General features: G+C 67.2%; 16 protein-coding genes. 9 read left to right on the top strand and 7 right to left on the bottom strand.

The features are described from left to right. The first annotated feature begins 7 nt into the window (after positions 1–7). On the top strand, positions 8–649 hold the full coding sequence (locus tag ACYQML_RS07650; RefSeq protein ID WP_419952935.1) for an amino acid ABC transporter permease: 642 nt from the start codon (positions 8–10) through the stop codon (positions 647–649). Beyond that, positions 646–1446, top strand: a complete 801-nt coding sequence (locus tag ACYQML_RS07645) for an amino acid ABC transporter ATP-binding protein (RefSeq protein ID WP_056427772.1) — start codon at positions 646–648, stop codon at positions 1444–1446. Before ACYQML_RS07650 ends, ACYQML_RS07645 begins: the two co-directional genes overlap by 4 nt. Positions 1447–2120: 674 nt before the next feature. Here ACYQML_RS07645 and ACYQML_RS07640 read toward each other — a convergent pair. Next, positions 2121–2837 (bottom strand): sulfate transporter family protein, encoded by a 717-nt coding sequence (locus tag ACYQML_RS07640; RefSeq protein ID WP_461235197.1) that lies wholly within the window; start codon positions 2835–2837, stop codon positions 2121–2123. Between the two features lie 266 nt (positions 2838–3103). On the opposite strand from ACYQML_RS07640, the gene ACYQML_RS07635 reads away from it, so the two are divergent. Together ACYQML_RS07635 and ACYQML_RS07630 are read left to right on the top strand one after the other, a co-directional pair. Continuing rightward, on the top strand, positions 3104–4435 hold the full coding sequence (locus ACYQML_RS07635; protein WP_461235196.1) for a flavin monoamine oxidase family protein: 1332 nt from the start codon (positions 3104–3106) through the stop codon (positions 4433–4435). 179 nt (positions 4436–4614) lie between these two features. Continuing rightward, positions 4615–5619, top strand: a complete 1005-nt coding sequence (locus tag ACYQML_RS07630; RefSeq protein WP_244483624.1) for an HD-GYP domain-containing protein — start codon at positions 4615–4617, stop codon at positions 5617–5619. A gap of 45 nt (positions 5620–5664) precedes the next feature. Here ACYQML_RS07630 and ACYQML_RS07625 read toward each other — a convergent pair whose 3' ends face one another. Beyond that, positions 5665–6147: a YaiI/YqxD family protein gene (locus ACYQML_RS07625; RefSeq protein ID WP_461235195.1), complete on the bottom strand. Its 483-nt coding sequence runs from the start codon at positions 6145–6147 to the stop codon at positions 5665–5667. Next, complete coding sequence (locus ACYQML_RS07620; protein WP_461235194.1) at positions 6144–7247, bottom strand: adenylate/guanylate cyclase domain-containing protein; 1104 nt, start codon at positions 7245–7247, stop codon at positions 6144–6146. Before ACYQML_RS07620 ends, ACYQML_RS07625 begins: the two co-directional genes overlap by 4 nt. A gap of 312 nt (positions 7248–7559) precedes the next feature. Between ACYQML_RS07620 and ACYQML_RS07615 the strand changes: the two genes are divergently transcribed. Together ACYQML_RS07615 and ACYQML_RS07610 are read left to right on the top strand one after the other, a co-directional pair. Beyond that, on the top strand, positions 7560–8375 hold the full coding sequence (locus tag ACYQML_RS07615) for a class I SAM-dependent methyltransferase (RefSeq protein ID WP_461235193.1): 816 nt from the start codon (positions 7560–7562) through the stop codon (positions 8373–8375). A 23-nt stretch (positions 8376–8398) separates the two neighbouring features. After that, positions 8399–9646: a glycosyltransferase family 4 protein gene (locus ACYQML_RS07610; protein ID WP_311275849.1), complete on the top strand. Its 1248-nt coding sequence runs from the start codon at positions 8399–8401 to the stop codon at positions 9644–9646. On the opposite strand, the gene ACYQML_RS07605 is transcribed toward ACYQML_RS07610, so the two are convergent. Further along, positions 9586–10233 carry an alpha/beta hydrolase gene (locus tag ACYQML_RS07605; protein WP_461235192.1) on the bottom strand — a complete coding sequence of 216 codons (648 nt, stop codon included), beginning with the start codon at positions 10231–10233 and terminating at the stop codon, positions 9586–9588. The two genes, ACYQML_RS07610 and ACYQML_RS07605, sit on opposite strands and share 61 nt — an antisense overlap. Positions 10234–10289: 56 nt before the next feature. Beyond that, a complete protein-coding gene (locus ACYQML_RS07600) occupies positions 10290–11222 on the bottom strand; it encodes a ring-cleaving dioxygenase (protein WP_461235191.1) in 933 nt (310 codons plus the stop codon). Positions 11223–11351: 129 nt separating this feature from the next. Between ACYQML_RS07600 and ACYQML_RS07595 the strand changes: the two genes are divergently transcribed. Next, positions 11352–12278 (top strand): LysR family transcriptional regulator, encoded by a 927-nt coding sequence (locus tag ACYQML_RS07595; protein ID WP_461235190.1) that lies wholly within the window; start codon positions 11352–11354, stop codon positions 12276–12278. A gap of 8 nt (positions 12279–12286) precedes the next feature. On the opposite strand, the gene ACYQML_RS07590 is transcribed toward ACYQML_RS07595, so the two are convergent. Together ACYQML_RS07590 and ACYQML_RS07585 are read right to left on the bottom strand one after the other, a co-directional pair. Further along, on the bottom strand, positions 12287–12862 hold the full coding sequence (locus tag ACYQML_RS07590; RefSeq protein ID WP_461235189.1) for a PilZ domain-containing protein: 576 nt from the start codon (positions 12860–12862) through the stop codon (positions 12287–12289). A 135-nt stretch (positions 12863–12997) separates the two neighbouring features. Then, complete coding sequence (locus tag ACYQML_RS07585) at positions 12998–14920, bottom strand: sigma-54 interaction domain-containing protein (RefSeq protein ID WP_461235188.1); 1923 nt, start codon at positions 14918–14920, stop codon at positions 12998–13000. A gap of 160 nt (positions 14921–15080) precedes the next feature. Here ACYQML_RS07585 and ACYQML_RS07580 point away from each other — a divergent pair, with 160 nt between their 5' ends. Then, a complete protein-coding gene (locus ACYQML_RS07580) occupies positions 15081–16442 on the top strand; it encodes a CmpA/NrtA family ABC transporter substrate-binding protein (protein ID WP_461235187.1) in 1362 nt (453 codons plus the stop codon). A 3-nt stretch (positions 16443–16445) separates the two neighbouring features. Next, positions 16446–17285: a nitrate ABC transporter permease gene (ntrB, locus tag ACYQML_RS07575; protein WP_056147646.1), complete on the top strand. Its 840-nt coding sequence runs from the start codon at positions 16446–16448 to the stop codon at positions 17283–17285. The last annotated feature ends 9 nt before the right edge of the window (positions 17286–17294 follow it).

Genomic DNA, 17294 nt, shown 5'->3' with positions numbered 1-17294 from the left:
GGTCGCCATGCCGGAATTCACCCTCTGGGACATCGTCCGTAACCTGCTCCTCGCCGCGCGCTGGACCGTGGCGCTCTCCCTGATCGCCTTCCTCGGGGGCACGATCGTCGGCCTTGGCCTCCTGCTCCTGCGGCTCTCGGGACGACGCGTCCTCGAGCGCGGCGTGGGCGCCTATGTGCAGCTCTTCCAGGGCACGCCCCTGCTGATGCAGCTGTTCCTTCTGTATTTCGGCCTTGCGATGGTGGGGGTGAACACCTCCGCCTGGCTCGCGGCCTGCGTGGCGCTGACCCTCTACGCCTCCGCCTACCTGACCGAGATCTGGCGCGGCTGCGTCGCCGCGATCCCGCGCGGGCAGTGGGAAGCCTCCGCCAGTCTGGCGCTGAGCTTCGGCCAGCAGTTCCGCCACATCATCCTGCCCCAGGCCTTGCGGATCGCGGTAGCGCCCACGGTGGGCTTCCTGGTCCAGGTGGTGAAGGGCACGGCGCTCGCCTCGGTGATCGGCTTCGTGGAACTCACGAAGGCCGGCGGCATGATCGCCAACGTCACTTACGAGCCGATGCTGACCTATGCCTGCGTGGCGGCGATGTACTTCGCCCTGTGCTTCCCCATCAGCCTCTATGCCCGTGTCCTCGAAAGGAAACTCGCATGAATGCCGTTCCCGAGCCGCTGCCGACGGGCGGCCTCGCCGGTACGCCCCACACCCGGGTCGGCGCCCCGATCCTGCGGATCACGGCATTGCGCAAATCCTACGGCACCCACGAGGTCCTGCGCGGCATCGACCTCGACGTGGCGCGCGGCGAGGTGCTGGCGATCATCGGCAAGAGCGGCTCCGGCAAGAGCACGCTCCTGCGCTGCATCAACGGCCTGGAGGTGTTCCAACACGGCTCGCTGATCGTCGACGGAAAGCACCTGCTCTACGACAACGCCAAGGCCATGCGTGAGCTTCGCCAGGGCGTCGGCATGATCTTCCAGAACTTCAACCTGTTCCCGCACCTCTCGGTGGGGCGCAACGTCATGCTGGCGCCGCACCTCGTGAAGAAGCGCGGGGGCCCCGAGAACGAGGCCCGCGCCCGCCAGCTCCTCGCCCGCGTGGGTCTGGCGGAGAAGTTCGACGCAATGCCGGACAAACTCTCCGGCGGGCAGCAGCAGCGCGTGGCCATCGCCCGGGCGCTGGCCATGGACCCGGCGATCATGCTCTGCGACGAGATCACCAGCGCGCTGGACCCCGAACTCGTCGGCGAAGTCCTTCGGGTGGTGGAATCGCTGGCCGAGGAGGGCATGACCCTCCTGATGGTCACCCACGAGATGAACTTCGCCCGCAAGGTCGCCGACCGGGTGATCTTCATGCATCAAGGGCTGGTCCACGAGATCGGCCCGCCCGCGGAGGTGTTCGGCGCTCCGAAGACGCCCGAGCTGCGTCAGTTCCTGTCGTCGCTGCACGATTGAGGATGCTGGCGATGCCAAGGAGGCGAACCTCGTCGGGCTGCAGGAGCCGCGGATCATAACCCATCTGGCTCCGCGGCGGGGGTGTCACGGCGAGACGGATGGGGCCGGTCGCCGGAAGCTGACGAAGACGTCCCCGATGCGTGCGATGACGGCACGGTTTAAGCGGCGGGCGGCCGCTGGAAGCAGGTGGTCGAGCGCGTGTTTGGGTAGATCGAGCAGACCCGAGGCTCGCGCCGGTTCCTACCCCGAGGCCTCGACAAGATCTGGGGCGAATGAGCGATGATCTGCACCATCGGCAACTTCCTCAAGCTGGCGAAGGCCGGGAAGTGAACCCAAAGCAAGTGACATGACCGTCAAAATTTCCATGCTAATCCCGAGGCCCGAAGCCAATACTTAGACAGACGCGGTGATTGGGGTCCGGCCGCGGGTCCGCTGAAGGCGGCTGCTCCTATCGAGATGTGGGATCGTGAGCGAGGTTGCATCGCCACAACATCAGGACGGATCACCCATGACGCACCTTCCCGGGCTCGGCGTCTCCCCGAAAGAGACCGCCATCTGTGTGGCCAACCAGGCGTGTCGGAACATTCAGGAGCCGGGAGCCCCCGGCCAATGGCAGGCCCTACAGCTCCGATTTCGACCTCACATTTTGGCGACGACCTGCCATGAACGGGGCATTATCCGAGCCGCTTGCGCGGATCCGGTCCGGTCAAAGCAGCCTTCCGGCTCAATCCCTTATGGACATGCACCATCAGGGCGATGCCGAAGAGCGGCGTCAGCAGGTTGAGGACGGGCACCACCATCAGCCCCGCCAGCGTGGCGCCGGCTGTCATGGTGGTCATGCCGAAATGCCGGCGCATCTCCCCCGCTTCCGCCATGGGCCGGAAGCGCCCGGCGGCGAGTTCGAAATACTCGCGTCCGAGCAGGTAGGTGTTGGCGAGGAAGAACGCCACGAGGTTCACGCCCGGCACGAAGAACAGGATCAGCGCCACGAGGTTGACCAGCAGGGCGAGCCCCGCGAAGCGCAAGGCGTAGAGCATCGCCGAGCCGATCGGCAGTGCCGTGCCCGGGGCGTCACCCGGAAAATCGGTGCGCTCCACGATGGCCGCCGCGTCGTCGAGGAAGTAGCCCGCGACCAGGATCGAGACCGCCGGCATGACATAGGCGAGGCCGATGAACAGGCCGGCGCCGGCGAAGAAGACCGCCAGAGTATCCAGGAACGGATAGCTCGCCGAGAGATGATGGTTCGCCAGGAACCAGTCGATCGCCTTGGTGAGGCCAGCCCAGATCAGGATGAGAAGCCCGATCGTCAGGGCGAGCGACTTCCACAGGATGGCGCGCAGAGGCGGCGAAAGCACCTGCCTGAGGGCAGCGTAGGCAGCCTGAATGAGCATGGCGGCCGAATCCTTGTTCCGCACGAGGGAAGACGGGTGCCCGGACAGGCCCGGCCGTCAGCGCCGGGTTCTGGCGTCGCCTGCGCTGCGGCGCAACCCCGGCCGGTCTTTCGCGGTGCGGCATGGCCTCTCCAACGATGCGACATGAAGGATGAGCCTCACACGAGTCCGTGCAATGTTCTCCCACCGTAACGGCTGGTAGAGAATCACCACGCACTCTCCCCTGCTTCGCCGATCACGGACATCCCCCGGAAACAACCCTCCGCATGGTCCCCACACCCCGTCCCGCCCACAGCCACTTGCGGCAGAGCATCGCGCCGCGCCTCGCACCGCTGCCCGACCACGCGGATGTGATCGTGGTCGGCGCAGGCGCCGCCGGCATCGCCGCGGCGCGGACCCTTACGGAGCGGGGCATCTCGGTGGCGGTGCTGGAGGCGCGTGATCGGATCGGCGGTCGGCTGCTTACCACGATGCTGCGCGGCCACCCGGTGGATCTCGGCGGGCATTGGCTCCATGCCGGACCGATCAATCCACTGGTTCGCCTGGGCAAGGCGCGTGGCGAGCCCCTGCGGGTCGCCGCGCAGGAGGGACACCTGCTCGTGTCGGGCCGGAAAGGACGCCGGGCGGAAGTCGCGGCCCATGCCCGTGCCTTCTCGGTGGCCGATCGCGCCCTGACCAGCCAGGCCGGCCTCGAAGGCCCCGACCGCCCGGCTTCCAGTGCCCTCCCGCCCGGTCTGGGCCCTTGGGCGGAACGCATCGCCCTCGTCCACGGCCTCGTCTCCGGGCGCCCGCTCACGGAGATCTCTCTCCAAGACTTCCCCAGCATGGAATACGGCGACAATTACTTCATCGCCGGCGGCTTCGGCGGCTATCTCGCCCGTCTGGCGCAGGGGCTTCCCATCGCCCTGAACACGCCGGTCGTGCGCATCGACTGGTCGGGAACCGGTGTCACCGTGGAGGGGGCGGACGGATCGGTGCGGCGGGCCGCGGCGGTGATCGTGACGATCCCGATGATGGTGCTGCGCGCAGCACCGCTCTTCACCCCGTCTCTGCCGCCCGAGACGCGCGCGGCCATCGACGGGTTCTCCAGCGGGATCTACGAACACGCCGTGCTGCACTGGCCGTCCGCACCCTTCCTCGGGCGCGACCGGCTCGCCGCCCTGACGGGCGGACGCCACAAACCTCCCGGACTGCTCACACGCGTGGATGGGACACCGTTTCATCTGTTCGAACTCGACACGCCGATGACCCAGTCCCTCGATGCCCGGGGCCGGAACCCGGATTCTGTCCGGCGCCTCGTGCGCGCTGTCCTGGCGGACCATGTCGGCCATCGCGCCCTGCACGATCTCTCCATTCCGGCCGTCAGCGAGTGGCGCCACGACCCGTGGTCGCTCGGTTCATGGGCCGTGGTCCCGCCCGGACATGCTCCGGCACGGACGCAACTTCAAACATCGCCGGGCAACAAGATCTGGTTCGCCGGTGAGGCGCTGTCCCGTCTGCAATGGGGAACCGCCGGTGGAGCCTATGAAGAAGGTACGAGAGCGGCGAATGAAGCTGCATCCTCCATTCAGACACATCTCAAGTTGCACTCTCAGTAGGTCACGACCTGTCGCATGTCACATTGTGCTTTTATCATTATACATCATGACTGGATTAAGCCTCTTTCCATATTTACAAATTATAACGAAACCGTGGGTATCGCCGGATCTCGGGCTTAGTGCGAATGCTGGATGGGACAGTCCTATTAATCACAGACCGGCCGGACAGCAGCGAGATCTTGCGCGGCGAACTGAGCCTCGTAGCGGATTGCAAGGTCGTCCGGTTCGATGCGGCCTTCGACATCACGCGTGAGACGATTGGTGCGATATCCGATGTGACACTCGCTCGGCGCGACGCCGTGACCGCCATGCGCCGGGCCTTCGCGAAGCTCAACGGCGCGGACGTTCCCATCATCTGCCTCTTGCGCAACACGAGCGAGAACGGCCTACGCGACGCCAAGAACCTCGGCGCGACGTGCTGCCTCTCGGCGCACACGCCCCCCGCCATGGTCGCCCGCACGATGATGACGCAGGTGATCCAGGACCGTGCGGACAGGCCGGTGCGGAGCATCGAGCGCGGCGTGGCACGGGCCACCGAAGTCCTGACCCGCCTGTTCGATGGCGCCCGGTCGAACGGCCCAGTCGCTCTGGCACAGGTCGATGCCAGCCTCGAACCGATCATCGAAGCGGTTCGCGACGGCGGATTGACCCGTTGGCTCGACCGGGTCTGGACGCATGATGACGCCACCTACCAGCATTGCCTGCTGGTGGCAGGCGTTGCCGCCAAGTTTTCGCTTCACCTCGGCTTCTCGGCCAGCGACCGCAATCACTTCGTCCGCGCCGCTTTGCTCCACGATCTGGGGAAAGCCCGGATTCCGCTGGCGATCCTCAACAAGCCGGGCCGGCTCGACGAAGGAGAGATGACGGTCATGCGCACGCATCCGGTCATCGGCTACGAGAAGCTGAAAGCGGCCGGCTGCGATGCCCTCACCCTCGGCGCCGTGCGGCATCATCACGAGATGCTCGACGGTTCGGGCTATCCCGACCGCCTCAGCGGGGATTCCATCGGCGATACCGTGCGGCTGATGACGATCTGCGACATCTACTCGGCGCTGACCGAGAAACGCGCCTACAAGCCGGCCATGCCGAACGCCGTCGCCATGGCGATCCTCTCGGACATGAAGGGTCGGCTGGAGGACAGGCTAGTCCAGTCCTTCGGCGAGGCCATGGGGAACGGCTCGTGACGAAGCCGAAACGAATCCCGGACGCGGCTCGGGACAGGGCGAACGTCAGCCGAAGCCGCCCCGCTTGAGCCGCATCACGGTTCGGTCGAGCGCGCCGAGATAGGCCGAGCGGTCCCGGGCCGAGAACGGTCGCGGGCCGCCTGTGACCGCTCCCGCTTCGCGCAGATCCTGCATCAGGTTGCGGGTGGCGAGGGCGAGGCCGATCCCGCTCTCGCTGAAGGGCTTCCCGGTCGGCGCGAGCACCTCGGCGCCCGCCTTCACGCATCGGCTGGCGAGGGGTACGTCCGAGGTGACGACGACGGCCCCCGGCCGGGCGCGCTCCGCGATCCAATCGTCGGCAGCGTCGAAACGGTCGCTGACGACGACGCGCTCGATCCAAGGCTCGCGCGGCAGCGTGATGAAGCTGTTCGCCACCACGTAGACATGCAGGCCGTAGCGGCCGGCGACCCGGTAGGTCTCGTCTTTCACCGGGCAGGCATCGGCGTCGATGTAGACGACGATCGAACGGTCGGCGGCCGGCTCGCTCATGCGGACGCCGCCAAGGGCGCGGCCAAGGGCGCGGCCAAGGGCGCGGTCACGCTCCGTCCGCCCTCGGCCTCCTCGAGCGCCGGAACCACCCTCTCCAGAGTCGAGACGGCGAGGGGCTGGCCCCGGCCACGCAGGGCGTGGGCGCCGAGCGAGCGGGCGTGGATGCCATCGGGCAGGCGCGGAAGGCGGGCGAGGAGATCGTCCGATATCAGGATCTCGGTGCCCAGGGGCCGGCACAGGGCCTCGATCCGCGAAGTCACGTTCACCGTGTCGCCGAAATACGCGATCTTGTGCCGGTCGACCCCGACTTCGGCTGTGACGATGGAGCCGCCATGCAGCGCCGCCCGCAAACGGGGTACGACGCCGAAACGGGCCTGCCAGATCGACGCCTCGGCCTCGATCCTATCGAGGACGTCGAACACGCAGGCGACGCAGCGCCCGTCCTTGAGGCCCCGCTCCATCGGCCAGGTGATCATGGCCATGTCGCCGATGTAATCGTCGGTGGAGCCGTGGTTGCGGCGCACGGGCTCGGCGAGGGCGGCGAAGACCGCGCCGAGATAGGCCTGGGCCTTCAGGTCGCCATGGGTCTCGGCGAAGGCGGTGGAGCCGACGACGTCGAGGAAGAGGAAGATGCGGTCCTCGCGCACCGGCTTGTGATAGCGGCCGACGAGAAAGTTCACGAACACCTCGCCGCCGATGAGATCGCGCATGCGGATGACGAAGACGAGCATCGCCGACACCGCCAGCGAGTAGGCGAGGACCCGAGGCGTGATCTTGACGGCGTCCTTGAGCGCGTCCCCGGTCAGGCCCAGGGCCCAGACGACGAGGCCCCCGAGCGCGATGCCGCTGGCGATCATCAGGACATAGGCGAGCTCGGCCGTGAGCACGTAGATCTTCGCCGGCAACTGGCGCAGGCGCGCCTGAAGGCCGCCGAAGATCAGGCCACGGTCGAAGGCTAGGGTGGTCGCCCCCACCGCGAGGCCATAGATCACCCCGGCCAGCGGCGAGGCGCCGTTGGCGAACAGAAGGTCGTAGAGGAGCCCGGCGCCGCTGCAGGCGACGAGAATGAGCATCCAGAACCAGCGGTGCGGCGGTAGCATCAGGCGTCACCCCGGTCTGGCTCGTCACGAAGACGATGGCGTCGCGCGGGGAGAAGCAAGGCGTGGCATCCTTCGGAAGGCCATCGTCGGAAGACGCGGGTGAGTTACCGCGCCGAGACGACCGGCCCACCCTGAACAACGGTCCATGATGGCGCGATTAAGGCCATGGGCCGTTAAGGCTGCCTTCGAAATTCATTGACCGCCCGGAAGACCGTGAGATCTCCGTAACCGGGTACGCTTTAGGCTCGTTGTCAGACAAGCAGCCCTCACTGCTGCAACGCGGCTCGACCGCTTCAGAAGGCGCGCATCGCGATGAGCATGACGAGTGCGAACCCGGATCCGACCACCCCCAAGGCGTCGGCCACACGCCCGCTGGTGGCCCCGCGCGACATCCGCGCCATCGCGCGCGACCTCGGCTATTCGCCCGACTGGAACTGGAGCTGGGAGAACTACAAGAACACGATCGTCGCCCTCACCAACGAGTACGACCTTCGCGACCATCTCGAGATCGGCGGCGGGCGCGACCCGGTCTTCCAGCCGCCGGAACTGGTCCGGCATGGGATCAGGGTGACGATCAACGACATCTCGCAGAAGGAGCTCGATCTCGCGCCGCCCGAATTCTCGAAACTCTGCTGCGACATCGCCTCGCCTTCCACCCTCGACACCATCGGCCGAAACCGGTTCGACTTCGCGTATTGCTCGATGGTGATGGAGCATGTGCCGGACGTGGCGCAGATGTGGCGCAACATCCATGGCCTTCTAACCCCGGGCGGCGCAGCGCTCAGCTTCTTTCCCACCCTGTTCGCCCCGCCCTTCGTCGCCAACCAGCTCATGCCGGAGGCCCTGTCGCGCGCCGTGCTCCACACCCTGTTCCCGGACCGCAGGGACGATGGCGGCAACCCGAAATTCCCGGCGCATTACAATTACTGCCGGGGCAGCGAGGCGGTGATCGTGCCGCTCCTGAAGGAGATCGGCTTTCGCGAGATCGTCGTGCTGCCGTTCTACGGCTACAGCTACTTCCACAAGCTGCCCGGCCTGCGCCAGATCGACGACGCATTCACCCGCCTCGCCCGGAGCCGCGACTGGCGGACCTTCACGAGCTTCGCTTTCGTCATCGCGCGTAAATGACCATCACCCGGTCCGATGCGGTCATGAATGTCATCATCGTCGCCGATCACGCCTTCATCAACGGTGGGCAGGCGAAAGTCGCCATCGAGAGCGCCCTCGGCCTCGCGAGGCGCGGCCACCGCGTCGTGTTCTTCGCAGCCGTCGGCCCGGCCGATCCGCGTCTGGCGGCCGCCGGTATCGAGGTGATCGTGCTTGGCCAGACCGACGTGGCGCTCACGACTTCGCTCGCCAGTTTCGGCGTGCAATGGCTTTGGAACCGGCCAGCGGCGCTCCGCCTCCAAGCGCTCCTCTCCGGTTACGATCCGGAAGACAGCGTCGTCCACGTCCATGGCTGGGCCAAGGCCCTGTCGCCCTCCATCGGGCCGGTGCTCAAGGCGACGAGGGTGCCGGTGGTGTTCACCATGCACGAATACTATCTCGCCTGCCCCAATGGCGGCTTCTACGATTACCCAATCTCGGCCGCCTGCCACCGCACCCCGCTCTCGCCCGCCTGCATCGCCTACAATTGCGATTCCCGGAGCTATGCCCGCAAACTGATGCGGGTCGGCCGCCATGCCTTGATGCGGGGGTCGGGGCTGGTGGGCAGCGCGGCCACCGTCATCACCATCAGTCGGCTGCAGAAGACCGTTCTCGCCCCCTACCTGCCGAAACGGACGCGCTATTTCGAGGTCTCCAACCCGGTGGATGCGGAGCCCCTCGGGCGGAAAGCGGATCGGCCTCTGGGCGACATCGTCTTCGTCGGGCGGGTCTCGCCCGAGAAGGGCGCGAACGTCTTCGCCGAGGCCGCCCGCCTCGCCGGGCAGACGGCCGTGTTCATCGGCGACGGCCCGCAGCGGGCGCAGTTGGAGTCGGACTATCCGGAGGCCCGCTTCCTCGGCTGGAAGAACCCGGCCGAGGTCAAGGCGCTGATGCGCGCGGCCCGCGCCCTCGTCTTCCCCTCGGTCTGGTACGAGGGCCAGCCCCTCACCGTACTCGAATCCCTGGCGGCGGGGACGCCGGTGATCGTCAGCGACATCTGCGCCGGACGGGAAGCGGTGGAGGACGGCGTCAACGGTCTCTGGTTCGCGTCCGGCAAACCGGATTCCCTCGCCGCCGCCCTCATGCGTCTCTCCAACGACGCGGAGGCGCGCCGGATGTCGGATGCGGCCTACGACCTGTTCTGGGCCGATCCGCTGACCCTCGACCGGCATCTCGACGGGATCGAGGCGGTCTACCGAAGCAGCCTCGCTTCCGCGCGCTCCCCCTCGACCATCCGGGCCATCCACGCCTGAACCGCCGTGACGTCGGCCTGACCGAGCCCGTGCCCGGCCGGCTGGATGTCGTGCGTCACATCCGCCCCGGCCCGGCCGAGGATTCCGGCGAGACGCGCGGCGTTCTCGGCCGGCACGATCGGATCGGCCATGCCCGACAGCATCAGCACGGGCGTGCCGGTCAGGTCGGGAACGGGCGGCTCCGTGAGCGGCATCATCGGCCGGAGCAGCGCCGCTCCCGCCAGCACGCCCGGATGGAGAAGGAGAAGGGCGGCGGCGATGTTCGCGCCGTTGGAGAAGCCGAGCGCCACCGGTGCGGCGATGCCGTAGGCCTCACGGGCCTCCGCGATGAAATCCGCGAGCTCCCGCGCACGTCGCCGGAGGTCGGCCTCGTCGAAGACACCCTCGGCGAGACGGCGGAAGAAGCGCGGCATGCCGTTCTCCAGGACGGCTCCGCGCGGCGACAGCAAGGCGGAGCCCGGCGAGACGGCGCGACCCAGGGGCAGCAGGTCGCTCTCGTCGCCGCCGGTGCCGTGGAGCAGCAGGAGCGGAGGCGAGCCGGCCACGGTCGCGGCCTCGAAACGGTGAGTGAAGGACAGCTTGGTCATGACGGCCTCGCGAAAAGTGCGTGGGAACCGCCCCTCCTCGCGGAGGGGCGGCCGTGTCAGGCGATGACGGGGAGAACCTCCTCGATCCGCGCGCGGTGCGCTTCGAGGAAGGCGGGGAGCTTGAGCGCCTCGCCCAGCGTCTCGGCCGGCTCGTCGATGGCAAAGCCCGGGATGTCGGTGGCGATCTCGAACAGCACGCCGCCGGGCTCGCGGAAGTAGACCGAGCGGAAATAGGCGCGGTCCCGCTGCTCGGTCACCTGCAGGCCATGGGTGCCGGTGAGATCGGCCACCATGGCGGCCTGCTCGGCATCGTCCTTCGCCCGGAAGGCGATGTGATGGACCGAGCCGGCACCGGGCCGGCCGCGCAGGAACTCGCCCACCGCCCGGAGGGTGACGAACCCACCGACGCCGCTGCCATTGGCGTAGCGGGTCATCGCCCCGTCGCGCCCGGCCTCGGAGAAGCCGAACACCCCGGTGAGGATCCGCGCCGTCGGCTCCGCCTCTTTGAGGAGCAGGGTGACGCCGTGGAAGCCCCGGATGGCGTGCTCGGCCGGAACCTCTGCACCGGTCCAGGAAGGCGCCCCCTCGGTGGCCTCGTCGACCCCGACCAGGGCCAGCACCATCCCGTCGGGATCGCGCAGGCGAAGGACCGGCTCGCCGAAGAGCTGGACCAGCGCGTCGTGGTCGACGCCCTTCTCGATCAGCCGGTGGGTCCACCAGCCGATGGAGGCGCGGGGAACGCGGAAGGCGGTCTCCTGCGTCTCGCCGATCCCGACCCGTCCCCGCGCGGCATGGGCGACGGGAAAGAACGTCAGGATCGTGCCGGGGCGGCCGGCCTCGTCGCCGTAATAGAGGTGATAGGTCGAGGGATCGTCGAAATTGACGGTCTTCTTCACTAGGCGCAGGCCAAGAACGCGGCGATAGAAATCGAGGTTGCGCTGGATGTCGCCGGCATAGGCGGTGACGTGGTGCAGGCCGTTATCGGACATGATCGTATCTCCCGGACGCGCTGGCCGGTGGATGGCCACCGCGCCGCTTCGTGATGACGACAATCTGGGGCTTGGCATGCCGCATGAAAACAGAAACGATGGAAACCTATCGTTTCTGGAAATGCGCCTATGAAACTGCCGGATTTCGAAGCCTGGGCGATCTTCGCGAAGGTTGCCGAGAGAGGGTCCTTCGGGCGGGCGGCGGATGAACTCGGGCTGTCGAAGGCCACGGTCTCGAAGGCGATCACTCGCCTGGAAGCCCGGATCGGTAGCCGCCTGTTCCACCGGACCTCGCGCAAGATCGCCCTGACGGAGATGGGCCATGCGGCGCGGGACGGCGCCGCGCGCATCCTCGCGGAGGGCGAAGCGGCGGAAGCCCAGGCCACGGCCTCGTCATCGGTTCCGCGCGGCATGGTGAGGCTGGCCGCCCCCATGTCGTTCGGGATCCTCCACGTGGCCCCGATCCTTCCGGATTTCCTCAGTCAGTATCCGGAGGTCTCGGTGGACCTCCATTTCAGCGATGCCCTCGTGGATCTCGTGGGCGGGGGCTTCGATATCGGCCTGCGCATCGCCGCGCTGGCGGATTCCTCCCTGCGGGCGCGGCGCCTCTGCCTTGTGAACCGCGCCCTCGTTGCGTCGCCGGATTATCTCGACCGGCATGGCAGGCCGGAGCATCCGCGCGATCTCGCCCGCCACGCCTGCCTCGGCTACGCCTATCTGCCGAGCCCGGACCGCTGGATCTTCACGAGCCGCGAGGGCGAGGAGGCGGTCATCCTTCCCGCCGGGCCGCTGCGGGCCAACAATGCCGACGCCCTGGCTCCCGCCCTTCGCGCCGGGCTCGGCCTCGCAGTCCAACCGGATTTCATGGTCTGGGAGGATCTTCGGGCCGGGCGACTCGAACGGGTGCTGCATGGATGGGAGCTTCCGCCCATCGCCCTGCATCTGGTCACGCCGCCGGGAGACCCGCGCCCGGCCCGCGTGCTTGCGCTCATCGCCTTCCTGACAAGCCGGTTCGCGGCGGCACCCTGGTCGAACGGCGCCGCCGTACAGCCCTGAGACCGCGATCAGAGCACGATATGCGGGCCCACCGCGCCTGCCTGGAGCGGCGAGAGAAAGGACGCGCCGATGCCGTTGTCGAACCGACGGGCGACCTTGGCTCTGGTGTTTCCGATGACGATCAGCGTGCCGACTTCGAGGGGCTCCTCCATGGAAACGGCCACACCCGATGCCGAGATGTTGATGACACGGCCGGGCAGCATCGATCCGGCCTCGGTCGTGACCAGCACGTCCTGACTCTCCGGCACGATACGCGGATGGATGCGTGTCACCAGGGGCTGTGGATTCTGCGATTTGGCGACGCTGAGGAGGCTCTGCACCACGAGCCCGAGGGGATGGTCGGCGCTGAGAATGCGGATGGCGAAGGAAGCGGCCTCCGCTCGAACGACGATGGCTTCGAGGGATCCGGCATGGCGGATACTGCAGGTCAGTCGCTCATCGACGGCGGGCACGACCGATGACTTGAAACGAATGCCGTCCGAAGAGAGATCGTCGGTGACCGCATAAAAATTCTGCCGATGCCGCCCCCAGCAAAGAGCTGGCAGGATGACCTTGTATCGCGCCTCCGACCGCCTCTCGCTCATCACATCCCTTTTTGTGTTGAGCACTTTTATGCTGGCGACTCTTCAAGCGAAGCTTTCACAATCGAGAAAATTCGATTCAATATCCTACATCAACAACTCGAACCATCCGAGATACACGCAGGACGAGTTTATCGACTAGAACCGAGCTTTGTCGTTAGAGCGGCCTACACCCGTCAGGCCATGCACTTTGATGCGGGAGGCGAGCGTCGTCGGCTTGACGCCGAGCAGTTCGGCCGCCCCTCCGGCCCCAAAGACGCGGCCCTTGCTCAAGACCAGGGCGGCGGAGATATCGGCCCGGTCGCGCGCCCTTCGCTCGGCCTCGGTGGCGGGGGTGAGGCCAGGTGAGACCTCGCCCTGCGGGCGCCTGCCCTCGAGGGGACCAGGGCTCTCGGCCTCGGGCAGGTCGAACCGCAACCGCCCGCGCACGGCCAGGATCGCTGCCCGCTCGACGATGTTCTCCAGCTCGCGGACATTTCCGGGCCAGTCGTAGCGCGCGAGGCGGCGGACATCGCCTTCCGTGAGACGCAGGTCGGGCATGGCGAGCCGCCGGGCCACGCCCTTCAGGAAGTGCTGGGCGATGAGGGGAATATCCTCCGTCCGCTCGCGCAGGGGCACGGCCGCGATGGGAAACACGTTGAGGCGGAAATAGAGATCCTCGCGAAAGCGCCCCCGCTTCACCTCGGCCTTGAGGTCGCGGTTGGTGGCGGCCACGAGACGGACGTCGACGAGGCGGGTCCGTTCCTCGCCGATCCGTTCGAACTGGCGCTCCTGCAGCACGCGCAGGAGCTTGCCCTGCAGGTCGATGGGAATTTCGCCGACCTCGTCGAGGAACAGGGTGCCGCCATCGGCGAGTTCGAAGCGCCCGACCCGGTCGCGCAGAGCCCCGGTGAAGGCGCCCCTTGCGTGGCCGAAGAACTCGCTTTCGAACAGTTCACGCGGGATCGCCGCGCAATTCACCCGGATCAGCGGCCGGTCCCGGCGGCGGCTCGCCTCGTGGATGGCGCGGGCGATGAGCTCCTTGCCGGTGCCGGATTCGCCGGTGACGAGGACGGTGGCGTCGGTGCCGGCGACGAGGTCGATCTGGCGGAGGGTCGCCTCGATGGCCGGAGAACGGCCGATGATGCCCTGGTGGTGCCCGCCCTCGCGGATTTCCTCGCGCAGATAGGCGTTCTCGAGTTCCAGGCGCTGGCGCAGGGAATCGACCTCCGCCAGGGCCTGGCGCAGGCGCTCGTCGGCCTCCCGCCGCTGGCTGATGTCGCGGAACACGATGACCGCGCCGAGGAGCCGGCCCCGGTCGCGGATCGGCGTCGACGTGTATTCCACGAAGATCGGGGTGCCGTCTCGGCGCCAGAACACCTCGGTATCCACCTGATGCACGGCCCCATCGCGGAAGGCGGCATAGATCGGGCAATCCTGATGCGGGTAATGGCAGCCATCCGGGTGGCTGTGATGGACGGTGGCATGCATGTCGCGCCCGACGAGGTCGGCCGCGTCCCAGCCCAGCATGCGCTCCGCCGCCGGGTTGATGAAGGTGGTGATGCCTTCGGCATTGACCCCGTAGATGCCCTCGCCGGCCGCGCGCAGGATCAGCTGGTTCTCGCGCTCGATATCGCGAAAGATCCGCTCCATCCGCTGCCACTCGGTCAGGCCGGCGCGCATATGCGCATCGGCCTCCGTATCCACGAGGCGGCGGCGTCGCTCGTCGAGGTCGAAAAGGCTGACGAGGAGGAGCGCCGGCTCGCCCGGCAGGATCGTCCCGCTATATTCCACATGGAGGCCGTGCCCCTCCGCGTGCCTCGGCGAGAGGGCGTGGGTCCAATCGCGGCCCCGCGCCTGGACGGCCTGGGTGAAGACGATCAGCGTCGGCACCTGGTCGGGATGAAGGCCGGTGACGCGCATGCCCCGCAGGACATCGGGATCGTAGCCGAGCAGCCGCGCGGCGGCTGGGTTGGCGTCCCGGATCTCGTCGGCCACCGGATCGAGCACCAGCATCGCCTCCGCCGCCCTGTCGAAGGCGGGGCCATAGGCCGAAGCAGGCGGCGCGACTGAGTTTTCCATCACGATATCTCGTAGCATGCGTCACGAAAAACCGTAATCGACGATATTTCGTAATGCTCGTCTATCTCTCAAACCATTGTTCCGGTTGTGATCTTTAATGGAACCGTGGATGGCACAGCGTTTGCCATGAGGAGACAGTCTCCGCAGAAAGGTCCGCGACATGGCGCTCTTCGACGATCCGTTCAACGCCCGGCTGACCTTGAAGCGCGGGGGCTGCTCCTGCGGAAACCATCGCGATCAAGCCGCGCACGATGCCGAAGCTCCGTCCGGCGACGCCGCGATCACTCGGGCCATCGAAGGCGCGGTGATGCGGGCCCTGTTCCCCGAGGATGCCCAGCGGCGCGCCTTCCTCAGGAGCGTCGGCTCGGCGACGGCGCTGGCCGCCGTGAGCCAGTTCTTGCCCACGAAATTCGTGGCCGAGGCCTTCGCGCAAGGGGCGAAGCCCGAGAAGACCGACCTCAAGGTCGGCTTCATTCCGATCACCTGCGCCACGCCGATCATCATGGCGAAACCCATGGGTTTCTACGAGAAGCAGGGGCTGAACGTGGAGGTGGTGAAGACCGCCGGCTGGGCGGTGATCCGCGACAAGACCCTGAACAAGGAATACGACGCCGCCCACATGCTGGCGCCGATGCCCATCGCCATCTCCCTCGGCGTCGGATCCAACCCCGTCCCCTACACGATGCCGGCGGTGGAGAACGTCAACGGCCAGGCGATCACCCTGGCGATGAAGCACAAGGACAGGCGCGACCCGAAGAGCTGGAAGGGCTTCAAGCTCGCGGTGCCCTTCGACTATTCGATGCACAATTACCTGTTGCGCTACTACCTCGCGGAGGCCGGGATCGACCCCGATACCGACGTGCAGATCCGCGCCGTCCCGCCGCCGGACATGGTCGCCAACCTGCGGGCCGACAACATCGACGGGTTCCTCGCCCCCGACCCGGTCAACCAGCGCGCGGTCTATGATGGCGTCGGCTTCATCCACATCCTGTCGAAGGAGATCTGGGACCGGCACCCGTGCTGCGCCTTCGCGGCCTCGCAGGATTTCGTCACCCAGACCCCGAACACCTACGCCGCCCTGCTCCGCGCGGTGATCGAGGCGACGGCCTATGCCTCGAAGATCGAGAACCGCAAGGAGATCGCCGCGCAGATCGCGCCGGCCAACTACCTCAACCAGCCGGTGACGGTGGTGGAGCAGGTGCTCACCGGAACCTTCGCCGACGGCCTCGGCAATGTTCGCAAGGTGCCGGACCGCGTCGATTTCGACGCCTTCCCGTGGTCGTCCTTCGCGGTCTGGATCATGACGCAGATGAAGCGCTGGGGTCAGATCAAGGGCGATGTCGATTACAAAGCAGTGGCCGAGAAGGTCTATCTCGCCACCGACGCCGCGAGACTGATGAAGGAGGCCGGCCTCACTCCGCCGACCGCCACGTCGAAATCCTTCTCGGTGATGGGCAAGGTCTTCGATCCGGCCAAACCCGAGGAGTACCTGAACTCCTTCTCGATCAAGCGGGCGGGCTGAGCCATGAAGGCCTCCCTCTCGCTCCGCGCCGGCATCGTCTCCCTGGCCGTCCTCGCCGCCTTCCTGCTGCTCTGGCAGATCGCGGTGGGCGGGGTCGCCAAGACCGAGGCGATGGACCCGGAATACGCGGCCCTCATGGGTGCGAGCGCCACCACCGGCAAGTCGGCGATGCCGGGCCCCCTCGACGTCGCGGCCACGGCCTGGAAGCACCTCAGAGACCCGTTCTACGACCGTGGTCCGAACGACAAGGGGCTCGGCATCCAGCTCGCCTATTCCATCGGCCGCGTGGCGCTGGGCTACGGCCTCGCGGTGCTGGTGGCCATCCCCATCGGCTTCCTCATCGGCATGTCGCCGCTGATGGGACGGGCGCTCGACCCCTTCATCCAGCTGCTGAAGCCGGTCTCGCCCCTCGCCTGGATGCCCCTCGCCCTCTACACGATCAAGGATTCGAGCCTGTCGGCGATCTTCGTGATCTTCATCTGCTCGCTCTGGCCGATGCTGATCAACACCGCCTTCGGCGTCGCCGGGACGCGCAAGGAATGGCTGAACGTCGCCCGGACCCTGGAGGTCGGGCCGATCCGGCGCGCCTTCACGGTGATCCTGCCGGCGGCCGCGCCCACCATCCTCACCGGCATGCGCATCTCCATCGGCATCGCCTGGCTCGTCATCGTGGCGGCCGAGATGCTCGTGGGTGGAACCGGCATCGGCTACTTCGTCTGGAACGAGTGGAACAACCTCTCGATCACCAATGTGATCGTCTCGATCCTGGTCATCGGCCTCGTGGGCATGATCCTCGACCAGTTGCTGGCGCGCGCTCAGCGTCTCGTCACCTTCCCCGAGTGAGGTCGCGCC

This window comes from Methylobacterium sp. CM6244, from assembly GCF_054817885.1.
This window is presented reverse-complemented; position numbering and strand designations above follow the sequence as displayed.